The 24,266-nt window shown below is 68.4% G+C and carries 21 protein-coding genes; 13 read left to right on the top strand and 8 right to left on the bottom strand.

Going from position 1 to position 24,266, the window contains the following annotated elements:
- Positions 1 to 8: 8 nt before the first annotated feature.
- The 4 genes from AB0M14_RS04025 (at position 9) to AB0M14_RS04010 (ending at position 3,692) form a co-directional block, all read left to right on the top strand.
- Positions 9 to 1,130, top strand: a complete 1,122-nt coding sequence (locus tag AB0M14_RS04025) for a zinc-dependent metalloprotease (RefSeq protein WP_364988535.1) — start codon at positions 9 to 11, stop codon at positions 1,128 to 1,130.
- Entirely contained in the window at positions 1,106 to 2,101 is a 996-nt protein-coding gene (tilS, locus tag AB0M14_RS04020) for a tRNA lysidine(34) synthetase TilS (RefSeq protein ID WP_364988533.1), read from the top strand. The genes AB0M14_RS04025 and tilS overlap by 25 nt, the downstream gene beginning before the upstream one ends.
- Before the next feature lie 55 nt (positions 2,102 to 2,156).
- The gene (gene hpt / locus AB0M14_RS04015) at positions 2,157 to 2,714 is read left to right on the top strand and encodes a hypoxanthine phosphoribosyltransferase (protein ID WP_364988530.1); all 558 of its coding nucleotides are present in this window, start codon (positions 2,157 to 2,159) and stop codon (positions 2,712 to 2,714) included.
- 66 nt (positions 2,715 to 2,780) lie between these two features.
- Complete coding sequence (locus tag AB0M14_RS04010) at positions 2,781 to 3,692, top strand: EamA family transporter (protein ID WP_364988528.1); 912 nt, start codon at positions 2,781 to 2,783, stop codon at positions 3,690 to 3,692.
- A gap of 4 nt (positions 3,693 to 3,696) precedes the next feature.
- Here the strand turns inward: AB0M14_RS04010 and AB0M14_RS04005 are convergent, their stop codons facing one another.
- The 3 genes from AB0M14_RS04005 to AB0M14_RS03995 are packed head-to-tail and all read right to left on the bottom strand — an operon-like array spanning position 3,697 to position 9,256.
- Positions 3,697 to 4,404 (bottom strand): cyclase family protein, encoded by a 708-nt coding sequence (locus AB0M14_RS04005; RefSeq protein WP_364988525.1) that lies wholly within the window; start codon positions 4,402 to 4,404, stop codon positions 3,697 to 3,699.
- Positions 4,401 to 6,602, bottom strand: coding sequence for a protein kinase (locus AB0M14_RS04000; RefSeq protein WP_364988523.1), 2,202 nt, complete (start codon positions 6,600 to 6,602; stop codon positions 4,401 to 4,403). The genes AB0M14_RS04005 and AB0M14_RS04000 overlap by 4 nt, the downstream gene beginning before the upstream one ends.
- Positions 6,599 to 9,256, bottom strand: a complete 2,658-nt coding sequence (locus AB0M14_RS03995; protein WP_364988521.1) for a serine/threonine-protein kinase — start codon at positions 9,254 to 9,256, stop codon at positions 6,599 to 6,601. The genes AB0M14_RS04000 and AB0M14_RS03995 overlap by 4 nt, the downstream gene beginning before the upstream one ends.
- Positions 9,257 to 9,440: 184 nt before the next feature.
- On the opposite strand from AB0M14_RS03995, the gene AB0M14_RS03990 reads away from it, so the two are divergent.
- Positions 9,441 to 10,856 carry an amidase family protein gene (locus AB0M14_RS03990; RefSeq protein WP_364988518.1) on the top strand — a complete coding sequence of 472 codons (1,416 nt, stop codon included), beginning with the start codon at positions 9,441 to 9,443 and terminating at the stop codon, positions 10,854 to 10,856.
- A gap of 1 nt (position 10,857) precedes the next feature.
- On the opposite strand, the gene AB0M14_RS03985 is transcribed toward AB0M14_RS03990, so the two are convergent.
- The 3 genes from AB0M14_RS03985 to AB0M14_RS03975 all read right to left on the bottom strand — a co-directional run bounded on the left by AB0M14_RS03985 (position 10,858) and on the right by AB0M14_RS03975 (position 14,544).
- Positions 10,858 to 11,736, bottom strand: a complete 879-nt coding sequence (locus tag AB0M14_RS03985) for a LysR substrate-binding domain-containing protein (RefSeq protein ID WP_364988516.1) — start codon at positions 11,734 to 11,736, stop codon at positions 10,858 to 10,860.
- 370 nt (positions 11,737 to 12,106) lie between these two features.
- Entirely contained in the window at positions 12,107 to 12,940 is an 834-nt protein-coding gene (locus AB0M14_RS03980) for an SDR family oxidoreductase (RefSeq protein WP_364988514.1), read from the bottom strand.
- Complete coding sequence (locus AB0M14_RS03975; protein ID WP_364988512.1) at positions 12,940 to 14,544, bottom strand: aldehyde dehydrogenase family protein; 1,605 nt, start codon at positions 14,542 to 14,544, stop codon at positions 12,940 to 12,942. The genes AB0M14_RS03980 and AB0M14_RS03975 overlap by 1 nt, the downstream gene beginning before the upstream one ends.
- A gap of 149 nt (positions 14,545 to 14,693) precedes the next feature.
- On the opposite strand from AB0M14_RS03975, the gene AB0M14_RS03970 reads away from it, so the two are divergent.
- Positions 14,694 to 15,992 carry a helix-turn-helix domain-containing protein gene (locus tag AB0M14_RS03970; protein WP_364988510.1) on the top strand — a complete coding sequence of 433 codons (1,299 nt, stop codon included), beginning with the start codon at positions 14,694 to 14,696 and terminating at the stop codon, positions 15,990 to 15,992.
- Positions 15,993 to 15,994: 2 nt separating this feature from the next.
- Here AB0M14_RS03970 and AB0M14_RS03965 read toward each other — a convergent pair whose 3' ends face one another.
- Positions 15,995 to 16,252 carry a DUF2277 family protein gene (locus tag AB0M14_RS03965; protein ID WP_364988508.1) on the bottom strand — a complete coding sequence of 86 codons (258 nt, stop codon included), beginning with the start codon at positions 16,250 to 16,252 and terminating at the stop codon, positions 15,995 to 15,997.
- 189 nt (positions 16,253 to 16,441) lie between these two features.
- Here AB0M14_RS03965 and AB0M14_RS03960 point away from each other — a divergent pair, with 189 nt between their 5' ends.
- On the top strand, positions 16,442 to 17,242 hold the full coding sequence (locus tag AB0M14_RS03960) for a DUF1266 domain-containing protein (protein WP_364988506.1): 801 nt from the start codon (positions 16,442 to 16,444) through the stop codon (positions 17,240 to 17,242).
- Between the two features lie 64 nt (positions 17,243 to 17,306).
- Here the strand turns inward: AB0M14_RS03960 and AB0M14_RS03955 are convergent, their stop codons facing one another.
- Entirely contained in the window at positions 17,307 to 18,161 is an 855-nt protein-coding gene (locus tag AB0M14_RS03955) for a hypothetical protein (RefSeq protein WP_364988503.1), read from the bottom strand.
- Positions 18,162 to 18,583: 422 nt separating this feature from the next.
- On the opposite strand from AB0M14_RS03955, the gene ftsH reads away from it, so the two are divergent.
- The 6 genes from ftsH (at position 18,584) to AB0M14_RS03925 (ending at position 24,265) form a co-directional block, all read left to right on the top strand.
- Positions 18,584 to 20,929 carry an ATP-dependent zinc metalloprotease FtsH gene (gene ftsH / locus AB0M14_RS03950; RefSeq protein ID WP_364988501.1) on the top strand — a complete coding sequence of 782 codons (2,346 nt, stop codon included), beginning with the start codon at positions 18,584 to 18,586 and terminating at the stop codon, positions 20,927 to 20,929.
- 249 nt (positions 20,930 to 21,178) lie between these two features.
- Positions 21,179 to 21,787 (top strand): GTP cyclohydrolase I FolE, encoded by a 609-nt coding sequence (gene folE / locus AB0M14_RS03945; protein ID WP_364991277.1) that lies wholly within the window; start codon positions 21,179 to 21,181, stop codon positions 21,785 to 21,787.
- Between the two features lie 171 nt (positions 21,788 to 21,958).
- The gene (folP, locus tag AB0M14_RS03940; RefSeq protein WP_364988499.1) at positions 21,959 to 22,894 is read left to right on the top strand and encodes a dihydropteroate synthase; all 936 of its coding nucleotides are present in this window, start codon (positions 21,959 to 21,961) and stop codon (positions 22,892 to 22,894) included.
- Complete coding sequence (gene folB, locus AB0M14_RS03935; RefSeq protein ID WP_364988497.1) at positions 22,891 to 23,256, top strand: dihydroneopterin aldolase; 366 nt, start codon at positions 22,891 to 22,893, stop codon at positions 23,254 to 23,256. The genes folP and folB overlap by 4 nt, the downstream gene beginning before the upstream one ends.
- A complete protein-coding gene (folK, locus tag AB0M14_RS03930) occupies positions 23,253 to 23,798 on the top strand; it encodes a 2-amino-4-hydroxy-6-hydroxymethyldihydropteridine diphosphokinase (RefSeq protein WP_364988494.1) in 546 nt (181 codons plus the stop codon). Before folB ends, folK begins: the two co-directional genes overlap by 4 nt.
- Entirely contained in the window at positions 23,795 to 24,265 is a 471-nt protein-coding gene (locus AB0M14_RS03925; protein ID WP_364991275.1) for a DUF3180 domain-containing protein, read from the top strand. Before folK ends, AB0M14_RS03925 begins: the two co-directional genes overlap by 4 nt.
- Position 24,266: the final 1 nt, after the last annotated feature.

Here is a 24,266-nt window from a genome sequence, read left to right as displayed (position 1 = left end):
GGTTGACCATGTTCGAGACAAGTTCAGCCGACAACGCTGACCAGACGATCGGGTCGTCCGGTCCGGGTTCGGCGGTGGACAAGAGACGCCGTTCGTCATTGTCCGGCGCCATCGATTGGAAGCTGGCCGCCAAGACCGGCGCGGCGCTGGTGCCTTCGGGCCCGCGCACGTCGCGGTCGGCGGCCGAGCAGGTGGTCACCGAACTCGCGGCGGCCTCGGTGCGCGCCGAAGGGCCGGTGCGCGAGGTGAGCCGGCTGCTCGACGATCGCCCGGTGCCCGCCGCTCGCATCGTCGACCGGCCCGGCTGGATCGCCGCCGCCGCCGATTCGATGGCCGCCCTGACCGGTCTGGCGGAGGACGACAAGGACCGCGGCCTGCTGGGCGGCAAGCCGGCGGGCGTGCAGGCCGGCGCCATGCTGGCGTTCCTCTCGACCGCGATTCTCGGGCAATACGATCCGTTCACCGGCCCCGACGGCACATTGCTGCTGGTCGCGCCGAACATCGTGGGAGTGGAACGCGCGCTGGGGGTTTCGCCCAGCGACTTCCGGCTCTGGGTGTGCCTGCACGAGGTGACGCACCGGGTGCAGTTCTCCTCGGCGCCGTGGCTGGCCGGCTATATGCGCGACAACGTCGAGATTCTGGGGCAGGTCGGTGACGAGCCGATGACCGAGCTGCTGTCGCGGCTGGTGGAGGAGGTCCGCGAGCGCCGGCGCACCGGTACCGAGGATCCGGCCTCGCGGGGCGTCGTCGGACTGCTGCGTGCCACCCAGGCCCCCGCCCAGCGCGAGGCGCTGGATCGGCTGCTCATGCTCGGCACCCTGCTGGAAGGCCACGCCGATCACGTGATGGATGCCGTTGGCCCCGAGGTGGTTCCGACGGTCGGGCAGATCCGGGCCGCCTTCGACAAGCGCCGCACCCGCCCGGCCAATCCGATCCAGCGGCTGCTGCGCGCGCTGCTCGGCGTCGACGCCAAGGTCGCGCAGTACGTGCGCGGCAAGGCCTTCGTCGACCACGTCGTCGACCGGGTCGGCATGGAGCAGTTCAACATCATCTGGACCGCGGGCGAAACCCTGCCCCGCCCAGCCGAAATCGAGGATCCGGACCTGTGGATCGCCCGGGTTCTCGCCTAGCGCGCACCCGCGGATTGCCGGAAACCGCCGCGGTGCTGGAGCTTCGGCAGGCGGTCCGGGCCTGGTTGCCGGCGTACGCGCCGGGGCGCGCGGTCGCGGTGGCGTTGTCGGGCGGCGCGGACTCGCTCGCGCTGACCGCCGCCGCTGTCGTCGAGGCGGACGCGGTCGACGCGTTGATCGTCGATCATCAGTTGCAGCCCGGTTCGGCGCGGGTCGCCGCCGCGGCCGCCGCGGCGGCGCTGCGCCTGGGCTGCCGGTCCGCGCGCGTGCTCGAGGTCGAGGTCGGCGGCGACGGCGGCCTGGAAGCGGCAGCGCGGCACGCGCGCTACGCGGCGCTGGGCGGGGCCCGCGACGGGCTGCCGGTGCTGCTCGGTCACACCCTCGATGACCAGGCCGAAACCGTGCTGCTCGGTTTGGCGCGGGGGTCCGGCGGCCGCTCGATCCAGGGGATGGCCGCCTATGCCGAGCCGTGGGGACGCCCGCTGCTCGGTGTTCGCCGCGAGGTGACCCGGCGGTGCTGTGCCGACCTCGAGCTGACGCCGCACGAGGACCCGCACAACTCCTCGCCCGACTTCACCAGGGTGCGGCTGCGCGCCGAGGCGCTGCCGCTGCTCGAGGACGTGCTCGGCGGCGGCGTCGCCGCGGCGCTGGCGCGCACGGCAGGCCAGCTGCGCGAGGACGGCGCGGTCCTCGACCTGCTCGCTGAAGAATTGCTGGAGGCCGCGGCCGAGGGCGGCGACTTGTCCACCGAGATTCTCGCCACTGCCCCCGCCGCCCTCCGCCGCCGCGCGATCCGCGCCTGGCTGCTGGCGGGCGGTGCGAAAGCACTGACCGACAAGCACTTACGAGCGGTAGACGCGCTGGTCACGGACTGGCGCGGACAGGGCGGGGTAGCCGTGGGCGGCGGATCGCCGGGCATCAGGTTGGTTGCTGGGCGCGAACATGGCAGGCTGACCATGCGCAGGCGGTAATGGATGTCCGCGCAGTGACTGGGCTGAGAACATTCACGGAAGGAACACCACTTACGTGTACGGGGATGACATCGCATCGGTGCTGATCACCGAAGAGCAGATCGCCGAGAAGACCCAGGAGCTGGCGGAGATCATCGCCAAGCGCTATCCGCCCGACGCCCCCGAGGGCGACCTGTTGCTGGTCGGCGTGCTCAAGGGCGCGATCTTCTTCATGACCGATCTGGCCAAGGCGCTATCCATCCCGACCCAGCTGGAATTCATGGCGGTGTCCTCCTATGGCTCCTCCACCTCCTCCTCGGGCGTGGTCCGCATCATGAAGGACCTGGACAAGGACATCGCCGGCCGCAACGTCCTGATCGTCGAGGACATCATCGACTCCGGTCTCACCCTGTCCTGGCTGATGCGCAACCTGAAGACCCGCAACCCCGCGTCGCTCGAGGTCGTCACGCTGCTGCGCAAGCCCGACGCCCTCAAGACCCCGGTCGAGGTCGCCAACGTCGGCTTCGACATCCCCAACGAATTCGTCGTCGGCTACGGCCTCGATTACGCCGAGCGCTACCGCGACCTGCCGTACATCGGCACCCTGCATCCGCGCGTCTACGGCGGCGAGTAACCACGCGAGATCCGCGCCACCGCTGCTTCGGTGGCGCGTCCGCGCACCGCACGCGATAGTGAGCGGATGTCTTCGACGATGTCTGCCCAGCGCATCGATCAGCGCCGGATTCCCGGTTGGACGGTGCCGCTGATCTTCGTGGTGGGGGCCATCTCGCAGTACGTGGGCGCCGCGATCGGTGTTTTCCTGTTCGATACGACCGAGCCGTCGACGGTGGCGTGGTTGCGGGCCGCCGCGGCGGCGGTGGTGCTGCTGGCGTGGCGACGGCCGTGGCGTAGTGGGTGGACGCGACGCGGGATCATGATCGCGGCCGGGTTCGGCGTCGTCACGGTGTTGATGAATGTGGTGTTCTACGAGGCGATTGCGCGGATTCCGCTGGGGACCGCGGTGGCGATCGAATTCCTCGGGCCGGTCGCGGTGGCGACGCTCGGATCACGGCGGGCGCGCGACGTTGTCGCGGTGCTGCTGGTGGCGCTCGGAGTGTTCCTGCTGGCCGGGGTCCGGATCGATGTGGCGCCGGTCGGCGTCGGGTTCGCGCTGGCCGCCGCGGCGGCGTGGGCGGCCTACATTCTGATCGGCAAACGCGTCGCCGACGCGGGGGAGGGGCTGGATTCGCTCGCGGTCGGGATGGCGGCGGCGGCCGTCATCCTCGCGCCGTTCGTCCTGATTCCGCAATTGGCCATCGACGCAAGCGTTTTCGCCGATCCGCGCACCTGGTTGTTCGGTCTGGGCGTGGGAGTGCTGTCCAGCGCCGTGCCCTACGCGCTGGATCAAGTGGTGCTCGCCCGCGTCGGCCGAGCCCGCTTCGCACTCCTGCTCGCACTGCTGCCCGCGACCGCCGCGATCGTCGGCGCGATCATGCTCACGCAACGGCCGGAAGCCGCGGAAATCCTCGGCATCCTCCTGGTCATGGTGGCCCTGATGGTCAACGCGGCGCCCTCCCGCCGCGCCGGAACCGAACCGCCCGCGCCCCTCTGAAACCTCAGGGCAGGAACGCGAATATCGTTGCGGGGGAGCCGGACCCGCCTCGGTAGAGCGCCCCGCCGACCAGGATCCAAGCCCCGGTCGCCGGCAGCTCGCCGAGATTGGCCAAGCACTCCAGGCTGATCCGATGCTCCTGATAGACCAGCTTGGAAACGGAATAGGTGTCATCGGTACCGATATCCGGCCCGAAGGTATCGATCCCCAGGGCCCCGCGCCGCCCCAATCGCCCGGTCCGCAACAACCACTCCGCCGTCTCCACCGCGAACCCCGGCTGGTGATAGGCGAATTCACCCTCCCCGATGAATTCCGGCGTCCCCCAGAACGCGTCCCACCCGGTCCACGCGATGATCGCCGAGCCGCCCGGAATCCGCCCGTGCCGCGATTCCCATTGCTTCAGGTCGGCCACGGAGATCGCGTAGTCGCGGTTGGACTTGCACTGCTCGCGCACATCGATCTTCACCGCGGGCAGCAGCAGATCGGCGAGGTCGAGCTGATCGGCGGCCAGGCCGTCGGCGTGGAAGTGAATCGGTGCGCCCCAATGGGTTCCGGTGTGCTCGCCCTGGTGCAGCTGCCGCAGGTAGTACCCGTCGTTGGCGATGGTGGCCGCGATATCGACGCGAAACTCCGGGTCCCCGGGAAACAGCGGCGTGGTCGACGGGTCGTGCACATGCGACAGGCTGACCGGCCGCCCGAACGGCGGATTCACGGATTCACCTGTCCTGCCGCGGCTTCGGGCGCCAGCACCCGCTCCAGCGCCCGCAGGTCTTGCTCCAGTGCCATGAACAGAACATAGACGCCCAGGAAGGCCACGACGCTGCCAATCGCCAGGAACCGCAGCACCACAATGATTTCGGCGAGATCTGCCGGTACCAGCAGGGTGGCGCTGGCCACCGAAGCCAAGGGGATGGCCGCCGCGCCGAGCAACCAGACACCGCAGCGCCGCCGCAGCCGACGGAGCAGGACAGCGTCACGCGTGCTGATTTCCCCGTGGCTCAAGAACATGGGATATATGCATCGAATGATGTAGAAATTCATCAGCAAGAACGGATACACCAGGGCGATCGCGCCACAGATGGCGTGCGAGACGAGGTAGTGCACGTAGGCGTAGGCGGAGATGTGGACGTCGACGCCCGCCATCCCGATCGGGAACGACACCCCGGAGATCAGCCACATCGAGAAGATGATCAGTACCGCGCGGTCTCCGAGCAGGATCGAGTCCGTTCGGGTGCGGTGCAGCGTTTCCGGCGAATAGCGGGTCCCGACACGGAGCCCGTGCGGGACCAGGATCAGTCGTCGTCCCAGGTAGAACAGCAGTACCGCGCCAAGGCTGAAGTCGATGATGTTGGCGATCGCGGTGACGAGGTCGATCCGGTCATGGGCCTCCGGCGTCAACTGTTCCGTGATCAATTTCCGGTTGTGCTCGATGTTGTACAGCGAGGCAAGGGCGTTCGGCACGGCGATCGCGAGGGCGATTATCAGAATCCGCCAGTGCCGAAGATGTCGGCGCATACTGCGTCGTGGTGGATCCACCAGATCGCGAGCATGGGAATCCAAGCAGAGATCGAACTGCTTGGCCAGTACCGCCCCGCTGCTCCACCGCCGATCCGGGTCGGTCTCCAGGCAGGTCAGCAGGACACGGCGAAGCGCGGCCGGGCAATCAGCGGGGAGCCGCTCCAGCGCATCGGCGGGCACACCCGTGCGGCGGTTGGCGAGGAGTGCTGTCGCATCGGCTTCGTCGTCGAAAGGCAGTACGCCGGTGAGTAATTCCCACAGCAATAGTCCGAGGGAGTAGATATCACTGCGAGCGTCGGGCTCGGGGGCGTCCGCGCCGAACCGGCGTGCCAGTTCCTCTGGCGAACAGTAGACCCCGGACCTGGACGGAAGCTCGGGATCTCCGGCTGAGTCCGAATCCGCGAAGTCCGCCAGTTTCGGCACCCCCTCGGCGGTGAAGAGCACGTTCGAGGGCTTGATTGCCTGATGCCGTACGCCGTGCCGTCCGGCGTAGTCCAGCGCGTCGGCTAATCGCCTGCCCACCCACGCCACCGTTTCCGGCCAGCTGAGTTCGGCGATCTCGGCCCGGACCCGTGAATCGGCCGGCCGGATCTCGCCTTTCTCCTCCATCGCGGTATCGACGGCACGCAGCAGCGTTCGCCCACCGGCGGGTCCCGCGCCCGCGCCGCGTCGTTCGAGGACATCAGCCGCGGTCCCGCCTGGCAGATACTGCATGTACACCAGTCGGCCGAACTCCGCGTCCTCGTCGAATGCCACCATCCGGTGGTCGAAAACCCGCACGATGTGCGGATGATCCAACCGGGCCATGGTGTGCGGCTCGGTGCGACCGCCGGTCGAAATCCGCACTGCGACAAGTCGTTGCATAGATCGCTGCCGAGCCAGGAAGACGCGGCTCGACGGCTGGTGGTGCTCCGGCGGCGTGCCGAGTCCGGTCAGCAGGTCGAAGTCGTCGATTCGCTGGCCCGGAACGACGTCCGGCAGCCCGCCATCGATTCGAATGATATTCGCGTCCACCCGATCCGCGCCCGTGGTGGCCAGGTGCTCGCGCACTCGATCAGCCAGTTCGGGGTACTCCGCGAGAAAGTCCTCGACCTGTAGCGCCTCGCTGCGGCGGCGCGCCACGAACTCCTCGCGCAGCAGATCCACGAACTCGGGGCTGCTCTCGACCTCGGGAAACTCGTTGCTGTACTCACTGAGTCGCTTGCCGAGACCCGGGCGCTCCCACCGGTGCCGGATATCGATGCGCACCAGATCCGACAGCACCGCCAGCCGGGCCTCGGACTCGTCGGGCACATAGGCGGCCAACGGTGGCGGATCGGCGCGGCCGCCGGACAGCGAGCGCCGCCAGTCGGCCGAGAATCGGGCGATGCTGTCGGCCAGGCGGATGGTCACCGGGGCGGCTCCGCCACCGTGGTCGCGGCCTCGTCGGGATTGGCCGGAACCGGTTGAAGCGGCTCCGAGACAATGGTTTTCACCGGGACGGCATCCTCGGTGAGGGTCGGCGCGACCACCCGCTCCAGCGCCTGCAAATCCGCTTCCAGGGCCCGGAACAGCAGGTAGGACCCGACGAAGGCGATGATCCCGCCCGCGCACAGCACGCGGACCGCGACGATCACCATCGGGATGTCGGCCGGCGGCAGGAAGGTCACCCCGGCCACCGCGAGCAGCGGGACCGACGCGGCGATCGCCAGATATCCGTTGCAGCGCCGGTCCAGCCCGCGCAGCCAGACCGCGTCGTCGGCGCTGATCTCGCCGTGCCGCAAGAACACCGGATACACGCACCGGACGATATAGAACGTCGCGAGAAAGAACGGATACGACGCGGCGATGGCGCCGCACACCACGATCGACGCCAGGAAGTGGACCACCGACCGACCGGTGATCTCACCGGTCGCCAGTTGCAGCGCAACCGGAAAGGTGATGCCGGAGATCACCCAGAGGCAGAACGGTATCGCCACCGCCCGTTCCCCGAGTAGTAGCGCGTCAGCTCGGGCCCGGCGCAAAGTCTCCGGGTCGTAGTGCTTGCCGTGCCGCAATCCGCGCGGCACGGTCAGCACGAACCGCGACAGGTACACCACCAGGAGAAAACCCAGTGGGAAGAAGATCGAGTTCACCGCGCCGGTGACGATCAGGAAGGTGCGCTGCGCCTCCTCGGTCATCCGTTCCACGATCAGCGTCTGGTTGTGCTGGATGTTGTACAGCGACGCAAGCACATTCGGCAGACCGATCGAGACCAGCAGCACCGGCATGATCCACGGCCGCAACCGCAGCCGCCAGCTGCCTGGCTTCGGGTCGACCAGTTCCCGGGCCCGGGCGTCCAGGCACAGGTCGAACTGTTTGGCCAGCACCTCGCCGCTGGACCAGCGCTGATCCCGCTCGGGTTCCAGGCAGGTCAGCAGCACCCGGCGCAGCGCGGCCGGGCAGTCCGGCGGAACCCGCTGCAGCGCAGCCGCTTCCACGCCCGCTCCGCGCCGTTCCAGCATGGCCTCGAGGGTGGTGTCGTCGCCGTGCGCGTTCGCGCCCGCGGTGATGTCGTCGAAGGGTTTCGCGCCCGTCAGCAGTTCCCACAGCACAACGCCGAGGGAGTAGATGTCGGCCCGGGTGTCCAGGTCCGCCGCCGAGCGGCCCTTCCCCGGGTGACAGGCCTCCAGCTGCTCCGGGGACATGTACGCCAGCGACCCGCCGAAGTACGCGACCGGGCTCGTCCCCTCCACGTTGCGGCTGAAACTGATATTGAAATCAGCAAGTTTCGGAACCGCCTCGGCGGTGAGCAGCACATTGGCCGGCTTCACATCGCGGTGCAGCACTCCGTGCTCGGAGGCGTAGTGCAGCGCCTCGGCCAGCCGCCGCCCCAGCCAAGCGACCGTTTCCGGCCAGGAGAGCGCGGCGATCTCGGCCCGCACACTCGAATCCGTCGGCCGGATCTCGCCTTTCTCCTCCATCGCCGCGTCCACCGCGTCCAGCAGCAGCCGCCCGCTGCGCTCGGCGGGCGGGGTGGCGCGGACCCAGCGCAGCACGCCCAGCAGCGTGCCGCCGGGCAGGAATTGCATGTACAGCAGGCGAAGCCGGCGGGACCGGCCGTCGCGGGCCGCGCCCGAGTCGAGCAGCCGCTGGTCGAAGACCCGCACGATGTAGTCGTGGTCGAGCTGGGCCAGGGTCTGCGGTTCGGTGCCGTGATCGGCGGAGATCTTCACCGCGACCAGTCGCTGCAGCGAGCGCTGCCGGGCCAGGAACACCCGTGCGAAAGCACCGCTGCCGAGCCCGGTGAGCAGGTCGAAATCATCGATCTGCTGGCCGATCTCGATGCGATCGAGCGGATCGACGGCGCCCGGGTCGGCGCCCGTCGGCTCGTCGAAGCCGACGCTGTCGAAGGCGACGCTGCTGAAATCCGGCGCCACCGCGGCGGTGCGGTCCGACGGCATCGCCTGGGTGCCGTCGTAGGCCGCGGTGCGGGTGTCCGCCGCCTGCGTCTCGTCCAGCGGTGCGGACGCGGTGCTCCCGTTCGGGGCGGCACGGGTTTCCAGGCTCGGGTCGTCCTCCGGAGCGGAGCGCCGAGTGCTCTGGTCGACGTCATCGGTATTGAGCAGTTCGCGCAACTCCACGGCCTGGTCCGGATATTCGCGCAGACATTCGCGCGGATCCACTCGCTCGCCGCTGTGCCGGCGCACGACGAATTCCTCGTAGACCAATCCGGCGGGCAGACCGTGCGGCTCGAGTTCCGGGAATTCCGAGCAGTATTCGGTCAGTCGTTTACGCCGTCGAGCGGAATCCGACGCGCCCGAGCGCCGGAGCCAACGATGTCGCAGATCGACCCGAATGAGCTCGATGAGCGCCTCGCGACGCAACGTCTGCGCATCCGGCAAATATTCCGCGATCTGCGGTACATCGGGTGTACCCTGCCCTGCCGCGACGGCGCGAGCAGCGGATTCCCATGCGGCGGAGAAGGCTTCCACCGCGCCGAAGTCGGCTCTGACCGTGCCTCCGCCAAGGGCGAAGGGGTCGGAACCGGTGTCGGGACTGGAATTTCGCTCGGGCTCGGCACTCATACTCATGACCTACTGGGTTGGCGGATGTTCACATTGTCCGCTCTCGCGGTCTGCGGGATGTACAGGAGAAAAATCTCCGCCACACCCGTTGGCATCGTCCCCCGAGCAGTATTCGAAATGATAACTTGCCGCTCTATAGCAATCACCCGATTTCGACTACGATGCGACGGGGGCGATTCAACACATGCACAACGAGCGTACGACGGTTGTGGACGACATGGTTGCCGACAACGTGGCTTCCGAAGAGGTAATCGCCGAAACACCCTCCCCTGACAACAACGGCCCCGCCGCGGCGATCGCCGCCGGCATCCACGAGGCCGCCGTGGCCCCGACCGAGGTGGTCGACACGGCCCTGTGGCGGATCGCCGAGCAGAACCGGAAGACCAACGCCTTCAGCGTCATCCGGACCGAACAGGCCAAAACTGAAGCCGCGGAACTGGAGCAGCGCTCCGATCTGGAAGAGCTCCCGATGGCCGGGGTGCCCGTCGCGGTGGCACACACTCTCGCGGTCGCCGGCGAGACGACGCTCGCGGGTTCCGCGGCCGTCGAGCCGTGCTCGGCGCGATCCGACGATCAGGTCGTCCGGAGACTACGCGCGGCCGGCGCGGTGGTCGTCGGCCTTACCTCGGTGTCGGAACTCGGGCTCTGGGCGACCACCGACGGCGCGGGGCACGTGACCCGAAATCCGTGGAACCCCAAGCGCACCGCGGGCGGCGCCTGCGGCGGGGCGGGGGCCGCGGTGGCCGCGGGACTGGTCCCGGTGGCGCACGGCACCGACGGACTCGGTTCGGTCCGCATCCCCGCCGCCTGCTGCGGGGTCTACGGCTTCAAGCCCGGCCGCCATATCGTGCCGAATCAGGACGATTGGTCCGGAATGTCCGAAAACGGAGTGCTGGCAACGACTGTCGGCGACGCGGCGCTCATGCTCTCGGTGATGGCGGCCCGGCCGAACCTAGCCGAGGTGGATCCACCCGGACGACTACGCATCGCCCTGGCCGTGGATCCACCGTTGCGTTTCCTGCGCGTCGACCGGCAGTGGTCCACCGCGGCCCGCACCGCGGCGGCGGTCGCCGCGGCCGCCGGACATCGCGTCGAACTGACCCCCCTGCCCTATGGCAACGCGCTGCTGGCGGTGCTGCTGCGCTGGCTGACCGCCCCGCTGCCGGCGGCCGCGCGACTCGCCTATCCCGAACGCCTGCAACCGCGAACCCGGCAACACCTCGCACTGGGCCGCCTGGTGTTGCGCCTGCGCTTGGTACGCCCCGCGCAGATCGATCGAATCGAGGCGCGCCTGCTGGAATTCTTCGAGCGCTACGACGTCGTGATCACACCGACCCTGGCCGCGCCCCCGCCGAAGGCCCGCCCCTGGAGCATGCGCGGCTGGCTCGCGAATGTGCTGACCTGCACGCACTTTTCGCCGTTCGTCCCGATCTGGAACCTGGTCGGCTGGCCCGCCGCCTCGATCCCGATGGGCATGCACAACCGCTCGAACACTCCGGTCGCGGCGCAGCTGGCGGGCCCGCCCGGCAGCGAAGCCACGCTGTTGCGCCTGTCGGCGCAACTGGAGGAACTACGCCCCTGGGCGCGCACCGTGCACTGAGTTATTCGGTTGCGGTGGCGGAGAAGCCGCCTGCGACAGCCCGTCCGGCGAATTCCAGGATGGTCGGGCGGGCGTCGTCGGCGCGCCAGGCCACCGCGAGCTCGCACGGTGCGAGCCCGGTGACCGGCCGCGCGGTGAGTCCGGGCCAGCGGTACATCGGCACGTTGTTCTCGGCCAGCAGGCAGACGCCGAGCCCGAGGCCGACCGCCTCCAGCTTGTCCTCGGTGGTGGCCGCTTCCGCGCCGATCTTGGCCTGGCGGCCGTTGCGTGCGTCGTTGCCGAGCCAGAAGTCGCGCACCGCACCGGCTTCCGAGGGCAGCGCGACGAACGGCTCGTCCAGCAGATCGGTGAACGCGATGCTCTCCTGCTCGGCGAGCGCGTGGTTCTCCGGCAGCAGGACCCAGCGCTGTTCGGTGCGCAGCACCTGCCAGCGGTAGCGGTTCTGATCGGGCAGCGGCAGCCACACCAGCGCCAGGTCGGCCTGCCGGCCGGACAGCCCGCTGGACGGGTCGGTCCAGGACGCGGCGTGCAGAGCCAGGCGGTGGCCGCTGGCGCTCTCCAGATCGTTGAGAAGTCCGCGCCCGAGCGCGGATTGGATGCCGACGCGCAGCACCTCGCCCGCTTCCTGCAGGGAGACGTTGGTGACTTCCCAGAGCTCGAGGATCTTGCGGGCGCCTTCGAGCAGTTCCTTACCGGCGACGGTCAGCGCGACACTGCGCTGGTTGCGGTCGAACAGGACCACGTCGAGCTGGCGTTCCAGCTGACGGATCTGACGCGAAAGGGTGGGTTGAGCGATGTGCAGGCGTTGTGCCGCGTTGGTGAAGTGCAGTTCTTCAGCGACGGCGACGAAATACCGCAGGTCGCGCAAATGCGGGTCCATAGCCCCTTGCTATCAGAATCAGTCCTGAATTTCCAGCCTTATCAGGCCAGAAAGTTCGGATACGGGTACCGAAACAAACGACAGGTTTGTTAGGGACAGCATATTCCCTTGCCAGGCCGCATGCACCATCGCGTCCGCGAATCGCTGGCATTCGGGCCCTGCGGGGGTCGGAAAATCCCTCCTGGACGCGTGACCAGCGGTAATGGCGAAACCTGCCGACCGCCCCGAAGCTCCCGCGAACCCCCAGTGACCGGCTGGAAAACGATCTACCGGCCGGCGGTAATCAGCACCCTTGGTACATTGTGAGATTAGTCACAAATAGTTTGGCGGTGGCTCAAATGAGCCACCGCCAAACCGAAACTCGACCGGATCAGGCGTTGCGTGCCCGGTCCTCGTAGGCCTTGCGCTTCTCCGCGTCGACATCCTCCAGGAAGGCGTGACTCGCCCCGAGCGCCCGCGCGATGCCGTCGCCCACGGCCTCCGGCAGCAGCCCGACCACCTGCGAGATGATCCCCGCCACCGCGGTCACCCGGACCTTGGACTTCGGCGCGACGATCAGCTCCGCGATGGCGTCGGCGATCTCCTCCGGCTCGGCCGGGCGCAGCAGCTTCGGCGCCGTAACGCCCGCGCCGAGCTCGGTATTGGTCAGCGTCGGCAGCACCGAGGAGAACTGCACACCGGTCTCCCGGTACTCCTCGCGCAAGGTGTCGGTGAACCCGAGCACCGCGTGCTTGCTCGCGTTGTAGGTGGCCAGACCCGGAATGTGAGTCTCGCCCGCCAGCGACGCGATATTGATGATGTGCCCGGCGCCGCGCGGCAGCATCCGGTTCAGCGCCAGCTTGGAACCGAGAATCACGCCGTAGACATTGATGTCCAGAATCCGGCGCGTGATCTGGTCCGGCTCGTCGGCCAGCTTGCCGGTCGGCATGATGCCGGCGTTGTTGATCAGCACGTCGATCGGGCCGACGGTGCGCTCCACCTCGTCCAGGAACGCCTCGAACGAGGCCGGATCGGTGACGTCGAGCTTGCCGTACAGGTCGAAATCGCGGGCCGCGCCCGACTCCTTGACGGTGGTCTCATCGATGTCGCCGATCGCGATCTTCGCGCCCAGCGCCTGCAGCGCGGTGGCCGTGGCCAGGCCGATGCCGCGGGCGCCGCCGGTGATGACGACGACCTTGCCGCGAATTTTGGTGGCGTCCGGCATTACTTGTCTCCCTTGAGTTTCAGCAGCGCGGGGATATCGATCCGGCGCAGGCCGCGCGCGCCCGCGGCCCGCATCGCGCCGAGTGCGAACAGCAGATTGGCCGGCTTGGCCGGGTACCAGAAGAGTTCCTTCTGCTGCGTCGGCAGGATCGGCTTGGTGATGGCCTGGGTCCGGCAGTACTTGCGTACCCCGTTCGCGCCGCCCCACCGCGCGCCGACGCCGGACTGGCCCCAGCCGCCCATCGGCAGCGCGTAGCTGAACAGGTTGGAGAAGACGTCGTTGATATTGACCGCGCCCGCGGTCAGCTGGCGGGCGATCCGCTCGCCACGCTCCTTGTCGCCGGTCCACACCGAGGCCGAGAGCCCGTAGATCGAATCATTGGCCAGCCGAACGGCTTCCGCCTCGTCGGCCACCTTGACCACCGGCAGGGTCGGGCCGAAGGTCTCCTCGGTGATGCAGGTCATCGAGTGGTCCACGTCGACGAGCACGGTCGGCTCGAAGAAGGTGCCCTGCCCGGTGCGCTTGCCGCCGGTCAGCACCTTCGCACCGGCGGCGACGGCCTCCTCGACATGCCGCTGCACGATGCTCACCTGGTTCTCGTTCGCCAGAGCGCCCACGTCATGGGCGATTTCGCGGCCGTCGATGCCCTGGCGCAGCGCTTTCACATTGGCGGTGAGCTTGGCGACGAACTCGTCGTAGACCGGCGCCTCGACGTAGACGCGCTCCACCGAGATGCAGACCTGGCCGGCGTTGAACATGCCGCCGAAGGCGATGCCGTGCGCGGCCCGATCGATGTCGGCGTCGGCCAGCACGATCGCGGGATCCTTGCCGCCCAGCTCCAGGCTGTAGGGGATCAGCCGCTCGACGCAGGCGGCGGCGATCTTCTTTCCGGTGGCGGTGGACCCGGTGAACTGGATGTAGTCGGCGTTGCCGACCACCGCGGCGCCGGTCTCACCCGCGCCGGTGACCACCGCGAAGACCGGCGGCGCGCCGATTTCGGCCCAGCCCCTTGCCAATTCGAGCGCCGAGAGCGGCGTCACCTCGGACGGCTTCAGGATCACCGCGGCGCCCGCGGCCAGCGCCGGGATCACGTCCATGATCGGCATCGCCAGCGGGAAGTTCCACGGCGTGATCACGCCGACCACCGGGTACGGCTTGTAGGTGATGGTGAGTTTCTTGACCCGGGCCAGCGGGCTGTGCGGCGACGGATGATCGTCGGTGAGGAAGCCGCCGGCGCGGCGCGCGTAGTAGCCGATCAGATCGCAGCCGAAGGCCGGATCGATGAGGGCGTCCGCACGCGGCTTGGAGGTCTCCGACTGCAGCACGTCGGCCAGGTGCTCGGTGTTGTCGATCAGCCAGTCCTGCAGCTTGAGCAGCCACTCCTTGCGGCCGTCCGGGCCGATGGCCTCCCACTCCGGCTGGTAGAGCCGCAGCTCGCGCACTGTCGCGGCGACCTCGTCGGCGGACTGGGCGGGCACCGTGCCGACCAGCTTGCCGGTGCCGGGGTTGTGCACCTCGATGACGGAGGGGGTTTCGGCCTTCTTCGAGGCCGCTCGACGGGCGGGCGTCTTCTTGGCGCCGGCCGCTGATTCGGTATTGGTCACGCTGTTCTCCCACTGCGTTGTGCCCGCTGAACACTGTGCTTCAACTCACTGGTATATGATCGTGGCACAATTCGGCCGGGCCTTCTTGGCTCAATCTGTCAACGGATACGGCCTATTTTGTACCGAAAGCACAAATGGAGGCAGCGGCAGTGGCCGGATCCGAAACGCGGCCCGGGCCGAACAGCGAAGTGGTCCGCGAATGGCTGACCGAGTACGTCTTCGAGACGATGCGCACCGAGTCGCTGGAGCAGCTGGTCGACCGGCTCAACTCCGCCATCATCGCGCGCGTTCCGGAACTGGCCGACCGGGATATGCGCCGCGACCTCACCGCGAGCACCCGGGCGCACGCCCGCGCCATGCTGCCCGGATTGACCAGCGACGCTTTCGAATTCACGATCCCGGAGGAAGCGCACGCGCTGGCGCGCACCATCGCCCGGCGCGGTTTCGAGCTGCGGCTGCTGCTGCGGATCTATCACGTCGGGCAGGACGCCATCCACGACTACATGACCGACGCCATCGATCAGCGGGTGGCGCCGCCCGAGGTCGAGCGCGCGGTGATGATGCGGTTGTTCGAGCGTTCCTCGCGCTGGGTCGGCACCTCGGTGGAGGTGCTCACCGACACCTACATGGAGGAGCGGGAGCGGGTCTTCCGGGCCGCCCTGAACCGGCGCACCGAGACCGTGCACGCCCTGCTGGACGCCAGTGCCGCCGGCGTGGCGGTGGATACCGAGCAAGCCTCGATCCGGCTCGGCTACCGGCTGAACGGCCAGCACCTGGCCTTCGTGCTGTGGACCGACGAACCCGGCGGCGAGATCGCGGGCGAGGGCGAAGCCATCGGGTTATTGGACCGGGCGGCCGCCCGGCTGGCGACGGCGCTCGGCAGCGCCCGGGTGCTCACAGTGCCCTCCGGCGCCAGCGGAATGTGGGCCTGGGTGGGCCTGGACGACGCGGCACAGGCCGCGAAACTGGCGGCCCCGGGCGAACTTTCGCGCCTGGCCGAGCTGGTGGACCCGCCGGTGCGCGTTGCTTTCGGGGTGCCCGCCGCCCAGGTCGCGGGCTTTCAGGACAGTCACCGGGAGGCGGTCGCGGCGCGACAGGTCGCCGACCGCGGACCGGTGGGCAGCCGGGTGCACGCCTACCGTGATGTCGAAATCGCTTATCTCGCAGGGGCCGACGACGCGGCGATGCGGGGCCTGATCGGCCGGGAATTGCGCGCGCTGTCGGGTCGTGACGGCAATGCCGCGCGCCTGCGTGAGACCCTGCACGCCTATCTGCAGTGCCACCGCAGCCCCGAGGCTACGGCGAAACTGCTTGGAGTACACAAGAATACGGTCCGCTATCGGATCCAGCGGATCGAAGAACTGCTGGGACACCCGGTCGAGCAGCGCAGCCTCGCGCTGGAGACGGCGCTGGCATGCGTGGCCGCGTACGGCCTCGATGCCCCTTGAACTCAGATCGGCGCGTCGCCGGCCGGCACCCGTCGTAGCGGCTCGGTGGGCGGCGCGACCCGGGCATCGGGTAGGTCGGCCAGCAACTGGGTGGTAGCGGCGGCGATCGCGGCGACGGCCTTGTCGACGGCCACCTTGGTGGTGGTACTCAAACCGGAAACGCCACCGACCGTACGCACGTACTGCAGTGCGGCGGCATAGATTTCCTGTTCGGTAGGGGCAGGTTCCAGGCCACGGAGGAGGGTGATGTTTTCACGCATGCGTGCAGATTAGCCCTCTGCACCCGAATCCGGCAGGGTCAGAATTCAAGATGGGGTAAATACTCGGGCCGGTGCCTGCCCCGGGCCGGGATTGCCCGGCAAACACGCGCAACGCGTTCGCGATAAGACGAGCTCTGACGGCGATCTTCGGGAACAATCGGAGACATGCCTGCCCGCGGGATACCAACCTTGACAACCTTCCCCTACGAAGAGCTCGACAAGCGGGAAGAAGACCATTGGTCCGGGGCCGCAGTATCGGATGACGAACTGCGCGCCCTCGCCCTCGGCGGCTTCTACTCGGCTCGCTGGGATGCCTTCCACGATGCGCTGCTGCTGGGCCCGGAGCGCGAGCATCCGCTCGGCGACCGCCGCGAGCTGGCCATCGATACCCTCACCGGCGCCTGGGGCATCACCGACGGCACCGAGGCGCAGGCCTCGATGGAGCAGTTGCTCGACGGCATGCACGGCCCGCTCTACGCGCTGGTGCATCCGCTGGTGATGGCCTCGATCAACGCCAGCGAGCGGGATCGCTTCGGCGAGCGCGCCGATCGGCACCGGGCCTTCCTGCGGCAGGTCGGATCGTTCCGCGGCATGGACAATCCCGAGGCGCTGGTGCGCGATTACGACATCTGGTCCCAGGCCATCAAGATCGGCTTCACCGACCACCTGTCCAAGCCGCTGCCCACCGATATCCACGCCTGGGATCTGGCGCGCGTGGTGGCGGTGGCCCGGATGGCGTTCACCGCCGGTTATCTGGAAGCCGATGTGGCGTGGGCCTATCTGATGCGCGCGCTGCCCATCGCACAACGCAAATACAAGAACTGGCGCCAGTTCGGCGATGCCTACCTGACCGGCTGGACCTACTGGCAGGCCTGTGAGGATCTGGCCGAGCTCAAGAACGGCGGCGTCGATCGCCGAATGGAGCTGCTACGCCTGTGGACTCGTTCGACCAGCCCGTGGCGCCGCGTTCAGCTCAACGACCCGGCCTGACCCGGAACCCGGCATAAGAAACGCCGCGCGGAAATCCGCGCGGCGGTTCTGTCGGCAGTCTTTGTCAGAGTCCGTCCGGCAGCGAGCGCAGGATGCCGCGGCCGTAGCGCTGGAACTGGGTATCGTCGACCATGCCCAGTGAGTGCCGCTCGACCAGCAGCTCCCACTCCGAATACAGCTGCGACACACTGGGATCCGCCGGACCCATCGCGCCGTCGGTGGCGGCGCGGCGGACCGCGAAATTCAGGGCCAGGCTGACCCGCTCGGTGTCGGCGCGATCGGTGCCGGTGAACCGCAGCGTCAGCTTGCCGTCGTTGACCTCGAGCGCGGGTTCGTGCCGGGTGGTGCCGATTTCGCCGGGGGAGGCCTTGGTGCCGTCGGTGCTGTGCGCCCACAGGACGGCCGCGATCGGCAGCTCGTGCGCGTAGCGGGCGCCGCCGCCGATCGAGATGAACAGCAGGCGTTCGGTGGTGGCGGCCAGCAAACCGGGGCCGTTGCCGGCCGGCGGATGTGCCACGGCCACCGCGGTTTCCAGCACGTATTCCTCGGGAGTGACGAAGCGATGCAGCGCTGCCACGGCGGATTTGGCTTCGCGCTTGGCGGCCATGCGGTGCACGGCGCGGTCCACGTCGGCGCGGATGGGGCCGCTCTTGTCCCAGGTGGGGTCCGGCGGATGCAGATCGGGGGCGGCGACATCGATGCGCTGAGTCGCCAGGATCTGCGCGTTGATCTTGTCTACGATCTCGCTCGCCTGCGGCACATCGTGCTCGGCGATCAGAACGGGTAGTGGGGTGCGGTCCGCGGGCACGCCGGTGAGGACCGGAGTCGGGTAGCGCAGGTAGATCTCGATGACGACCGCGTCGTCGGCTCGCCGGTTCAGCCGGACCTTCAGTAGATCGGTGACCGGAACGTCCAGCACGCGTTCGCCATCGCTACCGGGTCTCAGGACGATCAAACGTCCGCGGCCGTGGCGCACAATCGCTGTGGGTGTCCGTAGCTCGACTATGTCCATACCCCCTGCGTTCGGTTCGGCATGATCGGGGCCCTCCACGGTTACACCTACGCCTTCTCCGGGCCGGACCTCTCATGTCGTGCTCTTGTTGTGTCGTCGCCCACGATAGGCCGAACATGCCATGATTGTGAGCACTTGAGTTAACCCGGACCGGTGAGATCGGGAACCGACGAGGTCCTCCGGCCGTTTAACCCTCGAACTGCACCAAGTGCCGAGCTGCGCGATGTATCGAGTAGAACCGTACGCGGTAACGTGGCATGTCCGCATCCGAACCCCGCCCGAGCGGGGCCGGAGACCACGGAAAGGACTGGCCGACCGGCCGACGCTCTATGAACCGCAAGACAGTGTTTCGCACCCTGGCCATAATCGCGGGCATCTTGCTCGTGGTCTATGCGTTCAGCTATTTCGGCAACGACACGCGCGGGTGGAAGAACGTCGACACCTCCGTGGCGCTGCAACAGCTGAACGACAAGGCCAACGTCAAGAACGTTCAGATCGATGACCGTGAGCAGCAGCTCCGGATCGAGCTGAACAACGGCAACGACGCCACCAAAGGCTCGAACAAGATCATCGCGAAGTATCCGAGCGGGAGCGAAACCTCCAATCAGATCTTCGACGCGGTGCAGAAGACCGGCGCCGAATACAACACGGTGGTCAAACAGGAGAGCTGGCTCACCCAGATCCTGCTGTTCGTGCTGCCGATGATCATCCTGCTGGGCCTGTTCGTCTTCGTGATGGGACGCATGCAGGGCGGCGGCCGCGGCGGCATGATGGGCTTCGGTAAGTCCAAGGCCAAGCAGCTGTCCAAGGACATGCCCAAGACCACCTTCGCGGACGTGGCCGGCGCCGACGAGGCCGTCGAAGAGCTCTACGAAATCAAGGACTTCCTGCAGAACCCGGTGCGCTACCAGGCGCTGGGCGCGAAGATCCCGAAGGGCGTGCTGCTCTACGGCCCGCCCGGCACCGGTAAGACGCTGCTGGCGCGCGCCGTCGCCGGCGAGGCCGGGGTCCCGTTCTTCACCATCTCCGGTTCCGACTTCGTCGAAATGTTCGTCGGCGTCGGCGCCTCCCGGGTGCGCGACCTGTTCGATCAGGCCAAGCAGAACAGCCCCTGCATCATCTTCGTCGACGAGATCGACGCGGTCGGCCGCCAGCGCGGCGCCGGCCTCGGCGGCGGTCACGACGAGCGCGAGCAGACGCTGAACCAGTTGCTCGTCGAGATGGACGGCTTCGGCGACCGCACCGGCGTCATCCTGATCGCCGCGACCAACCGGCCCGACATCCTGGACCCGGCGCTGCTGCGCCCGGGCCGCTTCGACCGCCAGATCCCGGTCAGCAACCCGGATCTGGCCGGCCGCCGCGCCATCCTGCGGGTGCACTCCTCCGGCAAGCCGATCTCGCCCGACGCCGACCTCGAGGGTCTGGCCAAGCGCACGGTCGGCATGTCCGGCGCCGACCTGGCCAACGTCATCAACGAGGCCGCGCTGCTCACCGCCCGCGAGAACGGCTCGGTCATCACCGGCGCCAACCTCGAGGAATCGGTGGACCGCGTGATCGGCGGCCCACGCCGCAAGAGCCGCATCATCAGCGAGCACGAGAAGAAGATCACCGCTTACCACGAGGGCGGCCACACGCTGGCGGCCTGGGCGATGCCCGATATCGAGCCCGTTTACAAGGTCACCATCCTGGCCCGCGGCCGCACCGGCGGCCATGCCATGACGGTGCCCGAGGACGACAAGGGCCTGATGACCCGCTCGGAGATGATCGCCCGCCTGGTCATGGCCATGGGCGGTCGCGCGGCCGAGGAACTGGTGTTCCACGAGCCGACCACCGGCGCGTCCTCCGACATCGACCAGGCCACCAAGATCGCCCGCGCGATGGTCACCGAATACGGCATGAGCGCCCGCCTGGGCGCGGTGCGCTACGGCCAGGAGGGCGGGGATCCGTTCCTCGGCCGCTCGATGGGCCAGCATTCGGACTACTCGCACGAGGTCGCCGGCGCCATCGACGAGGAGGTGCGCAACCTGATCGAGGCCGCGCACACCGAGGCCTGGGCCATCCTGAACGAGTACCGCGATGTGCTGGACGTGCTGGCCACCGCGCTGCTGGAGAAGGAAACCCTGCACCGCCGCGAGCTCGAGGAACTGCTCGCCACGGTCGAAAAGCGTCCGCGCATCACGGCTTTCAACGATTTCGGGGATCGCCTGCCCTCGGACAAGCCGCCGGTGAAGACGCCGCGCGAACTGGCCACCGAACGCGGTGAGCCGTGGCCGCCCGCCGAGTCGTTGCCCGCCCCGGCGGCCGCCCAGCGCGAGCCCGCCCCGGCCAACGGATATCCGCCGGAGGGGTACACGGGTCAGCCGCAGTACGGCTACCCGCCCGCGGCGGACCCGGCCTACCGTCCGCAGCCGACCCAGGGCTTCCCGCGGCCCAGCGGTGGACCCACCCACGGTTCGCGCCCGGATTACGGCGCTCCGGCAGGTTGGTCCGCGCCGGGCTGGCCGCCGCGCGAGGAACCGCAGCAGCAGTCCGGTCAGCCCTACAAGCCGTGGCCGAACCCTCAGCCAGGGCAAGGTCAAGGGCAGGATCGTGGCTATGAACGCGGCGGTTACGACGACCCGTCGTCCGGTGCGGGCGAGAACCGCGATTGGGATGGCCCGAACAGCCGGCACTGAGCGGATCGAAGCGGAGCCCGGACCCGTTGTGATCAGCGGGATCGGGCGCCATTTACGCTCGTACCCCGGGATGGTGAGCAGGCGGAGCCTGCGCAGCCGGCGGGGTGGGTAGATACAGGGTGCCGAGAGATTGCCGGTGCCTGAGAGTTGGAGGTGTCTCGATTGTCGGCAAACCAGAACGGTGACAGCCACACGCTCGGCGTCGCGAACGGTGCTGTCGACCAGGCGCCCGGCAACGGATCCAACGGTGTGGCGCCGGTGGCGGAACTGGTCGCACTCGAGACCGGGCGCACCTTCGATCAGCCGCGCGCCGAGGCCGCGATCCGTGAGTTGCTGCTCGCGGTGGGGGAGAACCCGGATCGTCCCGGTCTGGTCGATACCCCGGCCCGCGTCGCGCGCGCCTACCGCGAAATGTTCGCCGGGCTCTATCAGGAGCCGGACGCGGTGCTCAACACCACCTTCGACGAAGGGCACCAGGAATTGGTGCTGGTCCGCGACATCCCGATGTACTCGACCTGCGAACACCACTTGGTGTCCTTCCACGGTGTCGCGCACGTCGGCTACATCCCCGGCACGCACGGCCGGGTGACGGGTCTGTCCAAGCTGGCCCGGCTGGTCGACCTGTACTCCAAGCGCCCGCAGGTGCAGGAGCGGCTGACCAGCCAGATCGCCGACGCCGTCATGCGCAAGCTGGATCCGCGCGGCGCCATCGTGGTGGTCGAGGCCGAGCACCTGTGCATGGCCATGCGCGGCATTCGCAAGCCCGGCGCGAGCACCACCACCTCGGCGGTGCGCGGCATGCTGCAGTCCAACGCCGCCTCGCGTGCCGAGGCGCTGGACCTCATCCTCCGGAAATAACGTGACCGTGATCGCCATGCAGCAGCTGGAGGTGGCTGTGGAAGCGGCGGGGATACCGCGCTTTGCGGATGGCGCGCGGGTCGGGCTGTGTGTGGCTGGGCTGGGGAGGCCGAGCTGCCCTGGTGGCGCGCGGGCCAGGGTGTGTGTTGCGCGGCTGGTTGGGGCTTTGTGATGTCGGGGATGGTGGCTCCGCGTGGGGGGCGGTCGTGTCTGGTGATGGGTGTTGTCAATGTCACCAGCGATTCGTTTTCCGACGGGGGGCGCTATCTGGATCCTGATGTGGCTGTGGCGCATGGGATTTCGCTGTATCAGCTGGGGGCCGACATCGTGGATGTCGGGGGTGAGTCCACCCGGCCCGGCGCGGCTCGAATCGATGCGGAGACCGAGGCTGCGCGGGTGGTTCCGGTGATTCGCGGGCTCGCGGCGGCTGGCGTGCCGACCAGCGTGGACACCATGCGAGCGGTGGTGGCCGCGGCCGCGATCGAGGCCGGCGTCGCCATGGTGAACGATGTATCCGGCGGTCGGGCCGACACTGAGATGGTGAAAGTCGTTGCTGCGGCAAAGGTTCCGTGGATTCTTATGCACTGGCGCGCCGACGCGAACTATCAGCACACCGGTCCTGCCGAACACTACGACGACGTGGTCGCCGAGGTGTCGCGGGAACTGCGCCAGCAGATCGAGGTGGCGGTGGCGGGCGGCGTCGACTACGACAAGCTGATCCTGGATCCCGGCATCGGATTCGCCAAGAACGCCGACCACAACTGGGAGTTGCTGGGCGCGCTGGCGGCCGGGTCCGAGCTGACCGACATGGGGCTGCCGATCCTGATCGGGGCTTCACGGAAACGCTTCCTCGGTTCGCTGCTGGCCGACGCCGGCGGGCCGCGCCCGCCGGACGGCCGCGAGATCGCGACCGCCACCATTTCCGCGCTGGCCGCCGAACACGGTGCATGGGGTGTACGTGTGCACGACGTGCGCGCCTCCCTGGACGCCATCGCGGTCACCGATGCCTGTACCCGGGCCGCCGCCCGGGTACGCGAAAAGCACCGGCGCGAGCGCGAATCCGCGCTCGGCCCAGGTCAGTGGCCCCGGAGGGAAGTACGGCATTGAGCACCGACCGCATCGAATTGCGCGGCCTGCGCGTCTTCGCCCATCACGGAGTTTTCGATTTCGAGCGCCGCGACGGGCAGGAATTCATCGTCGATCTGACGCTGTGGACCGATTTCGCGGCCGCCGCGAAGTCCGACGACATCGCCGACACCGTGCATTACGGCGAACTGGCCGAGCGGGCGGTGCGGATCGTGCAGGGCACGCCGCGCAATCTGATCGAGACGGTGGCCGCCGAACTCGCCGACGAGGTCATGACCGATCCGCGTGTGCAGGCCTGTGAGGTGGTGCTGCACAAGCCGTCCGCGCCGATCCCGCACACCTTCGCCGACGTGCGCGTCGTCACCAAGCGAGCGCGCGAGTGACCCGCGCGGTGTTGTCGATCGGCTCCAACCTGGGGGATCGGCTCGCGCACCTGCGCAGCGTCGTGGACGGGCTGGGGGAGTATCGGGTACGCGCGGTGTCCCCGGTGTACCGGACCGCGCCCTGGGGTGGGGTCGATCAGGCGGACTTCCTCAATGCCATTGTCCTGGTCGAGGATCCGGAGTTCGACTGTATGGACTGGCTGCGCGCAGGCCAGCGGCTGGAGCAGGCGGCCGAACGGGTGCGCACGGTGCGCTGGGGCGCGCGCACTCTGGATGTCGATGTGGTCTGGTGTGCCGAGGGCGATCGACCTGTCCGCAGCGCCGACCCGGAATTGACGCTGCCGCATCCGCAGGCGCACAACCGGGCTTTCGTGCTGGTGCCGTGGCTGGAGGTGGATCCGGCCGCCGAACTCGAGGTGGGCGGCGTCCTGCGGCCGGTGCGCGAGCTGCTGGAGCAGCTGGAACCGGCCGAGCGCGACGGTGTGCACCGGACCGATCACATCCTGGCCGTCACGACCAGCAAGGGTGAGCCGTGCAGCTGAAGCCGACCCGAATTCTGGATCTCGTCGCGAATCTGCTGATCGCGGCGGTGGTCGCCTGGGCCGCCACCCGGATGGCGTACGCCAATTTCCCGTCGATCTCGATCTTCGCCGGGGCCTCGCTGTTTCCGGTGGCGGTGATCGAGGCGGTGCTGGCGTTCATGATCCGGGCCAAGGTCGGCAACGACGAGATCGGGGACGGCAGCCACCGGCTGCATCCGATCACGGCGGCCCGTGCTGTGGCATTGGCCAAGGCGTCGGTGCACGTCGGCTCGATCGCGGCGGGCGTCTGGCTGGGCTTCCTGTGCTGGGTCTTCCCGCAGCGCGGGACGCTGCGCGCGGCCGCCGCCGACTCGCCCGGCGCCATCGTCGGCTTGCTCGCGGGCTTGGCCCTGGTGGCGGCGGCATTGTGGCTCGAGTATTGCTGCCGGGCGCCGGACGACCCCTCCGACGACGCCGCAACTACCTAGC

Origin of the sequence: Nocardia sp. NPDC051832 (assembly GCF_040681285.1) — a bacterium.
Taxonomy (GTDB): domain Bacteria; phylum Actinomycetota; class Actinomycetes; order Mycobacteriales; family Mycobacteriaceae; genus Nocardia.
The sequence above is the reverse complement of the archived record's forward strand: the minus strand, read 5'-3'. Positions and strand labels throughout refer to the sequence as shown.

Coding starts and splice junctions, on each gene's coding strand:
- ftsH (WP_364988501.1), top strand. CDS start 18,584: ATGAACCGCAAGACAGTGTTTCGCACCCTGGCCATAATCGCGGGCATC.
- AB0M14_RS03995 (WP_364988521.1), bottom strand. CDS start 9,256: ATGAGTGCCGAGCCCGAGCGAAATTCCAGTCCCGACACCGGTTCCGAC.
- AB0M14_RS03985 (WP_364988516.1), bottom strand. CDS start 11,736: ATGGACCCGCATTTGCGCGACCTGCGGTATTTCGTCGCCGTCGCTGAA.
- AB0M14_RS03980 (WP_364988514.1), bottom strand. CDS start 12,940: ATGCCGGACGCCACCAAAATTCGCGGCAAGGTCGTCGTCATCACCGGC.
- AB0M14_RS03990 (WP_364988518.1), top strand. CDS start 9,441: ATGCACAACGAGCGTACGACGGTTGTGGACGACATGGTTGCCGACAAC.
- AB0M14_RS04010 (WP_364988528.1), top strand. CDS start 2,781: ATGTCTTCGACGATGTCTGCCCAGCGCATCGATCAGCGCCGGATTCCC.
- folP (WP_364988499.1), top strand. CDS start 21,959: ATGTCGGGGATGGTGGCTCCGCGTGGGGGGCGGTCGTGTCTGGTGATG.
- AB0M14_RS04025 (WP_364988535.1), top strand. CDS start 9: ATGTTCGAGACAAGTTCAGCCGACAACGCTGACCAGACGATCGGGTCG.
- AB0M14_RS03965 (WP_364988508.1), bottom strand. CDS start 16,252: ATGCGTGAAAACATCACCCTCCTCCGTGGCCTGGAACCTGCCCCTACC.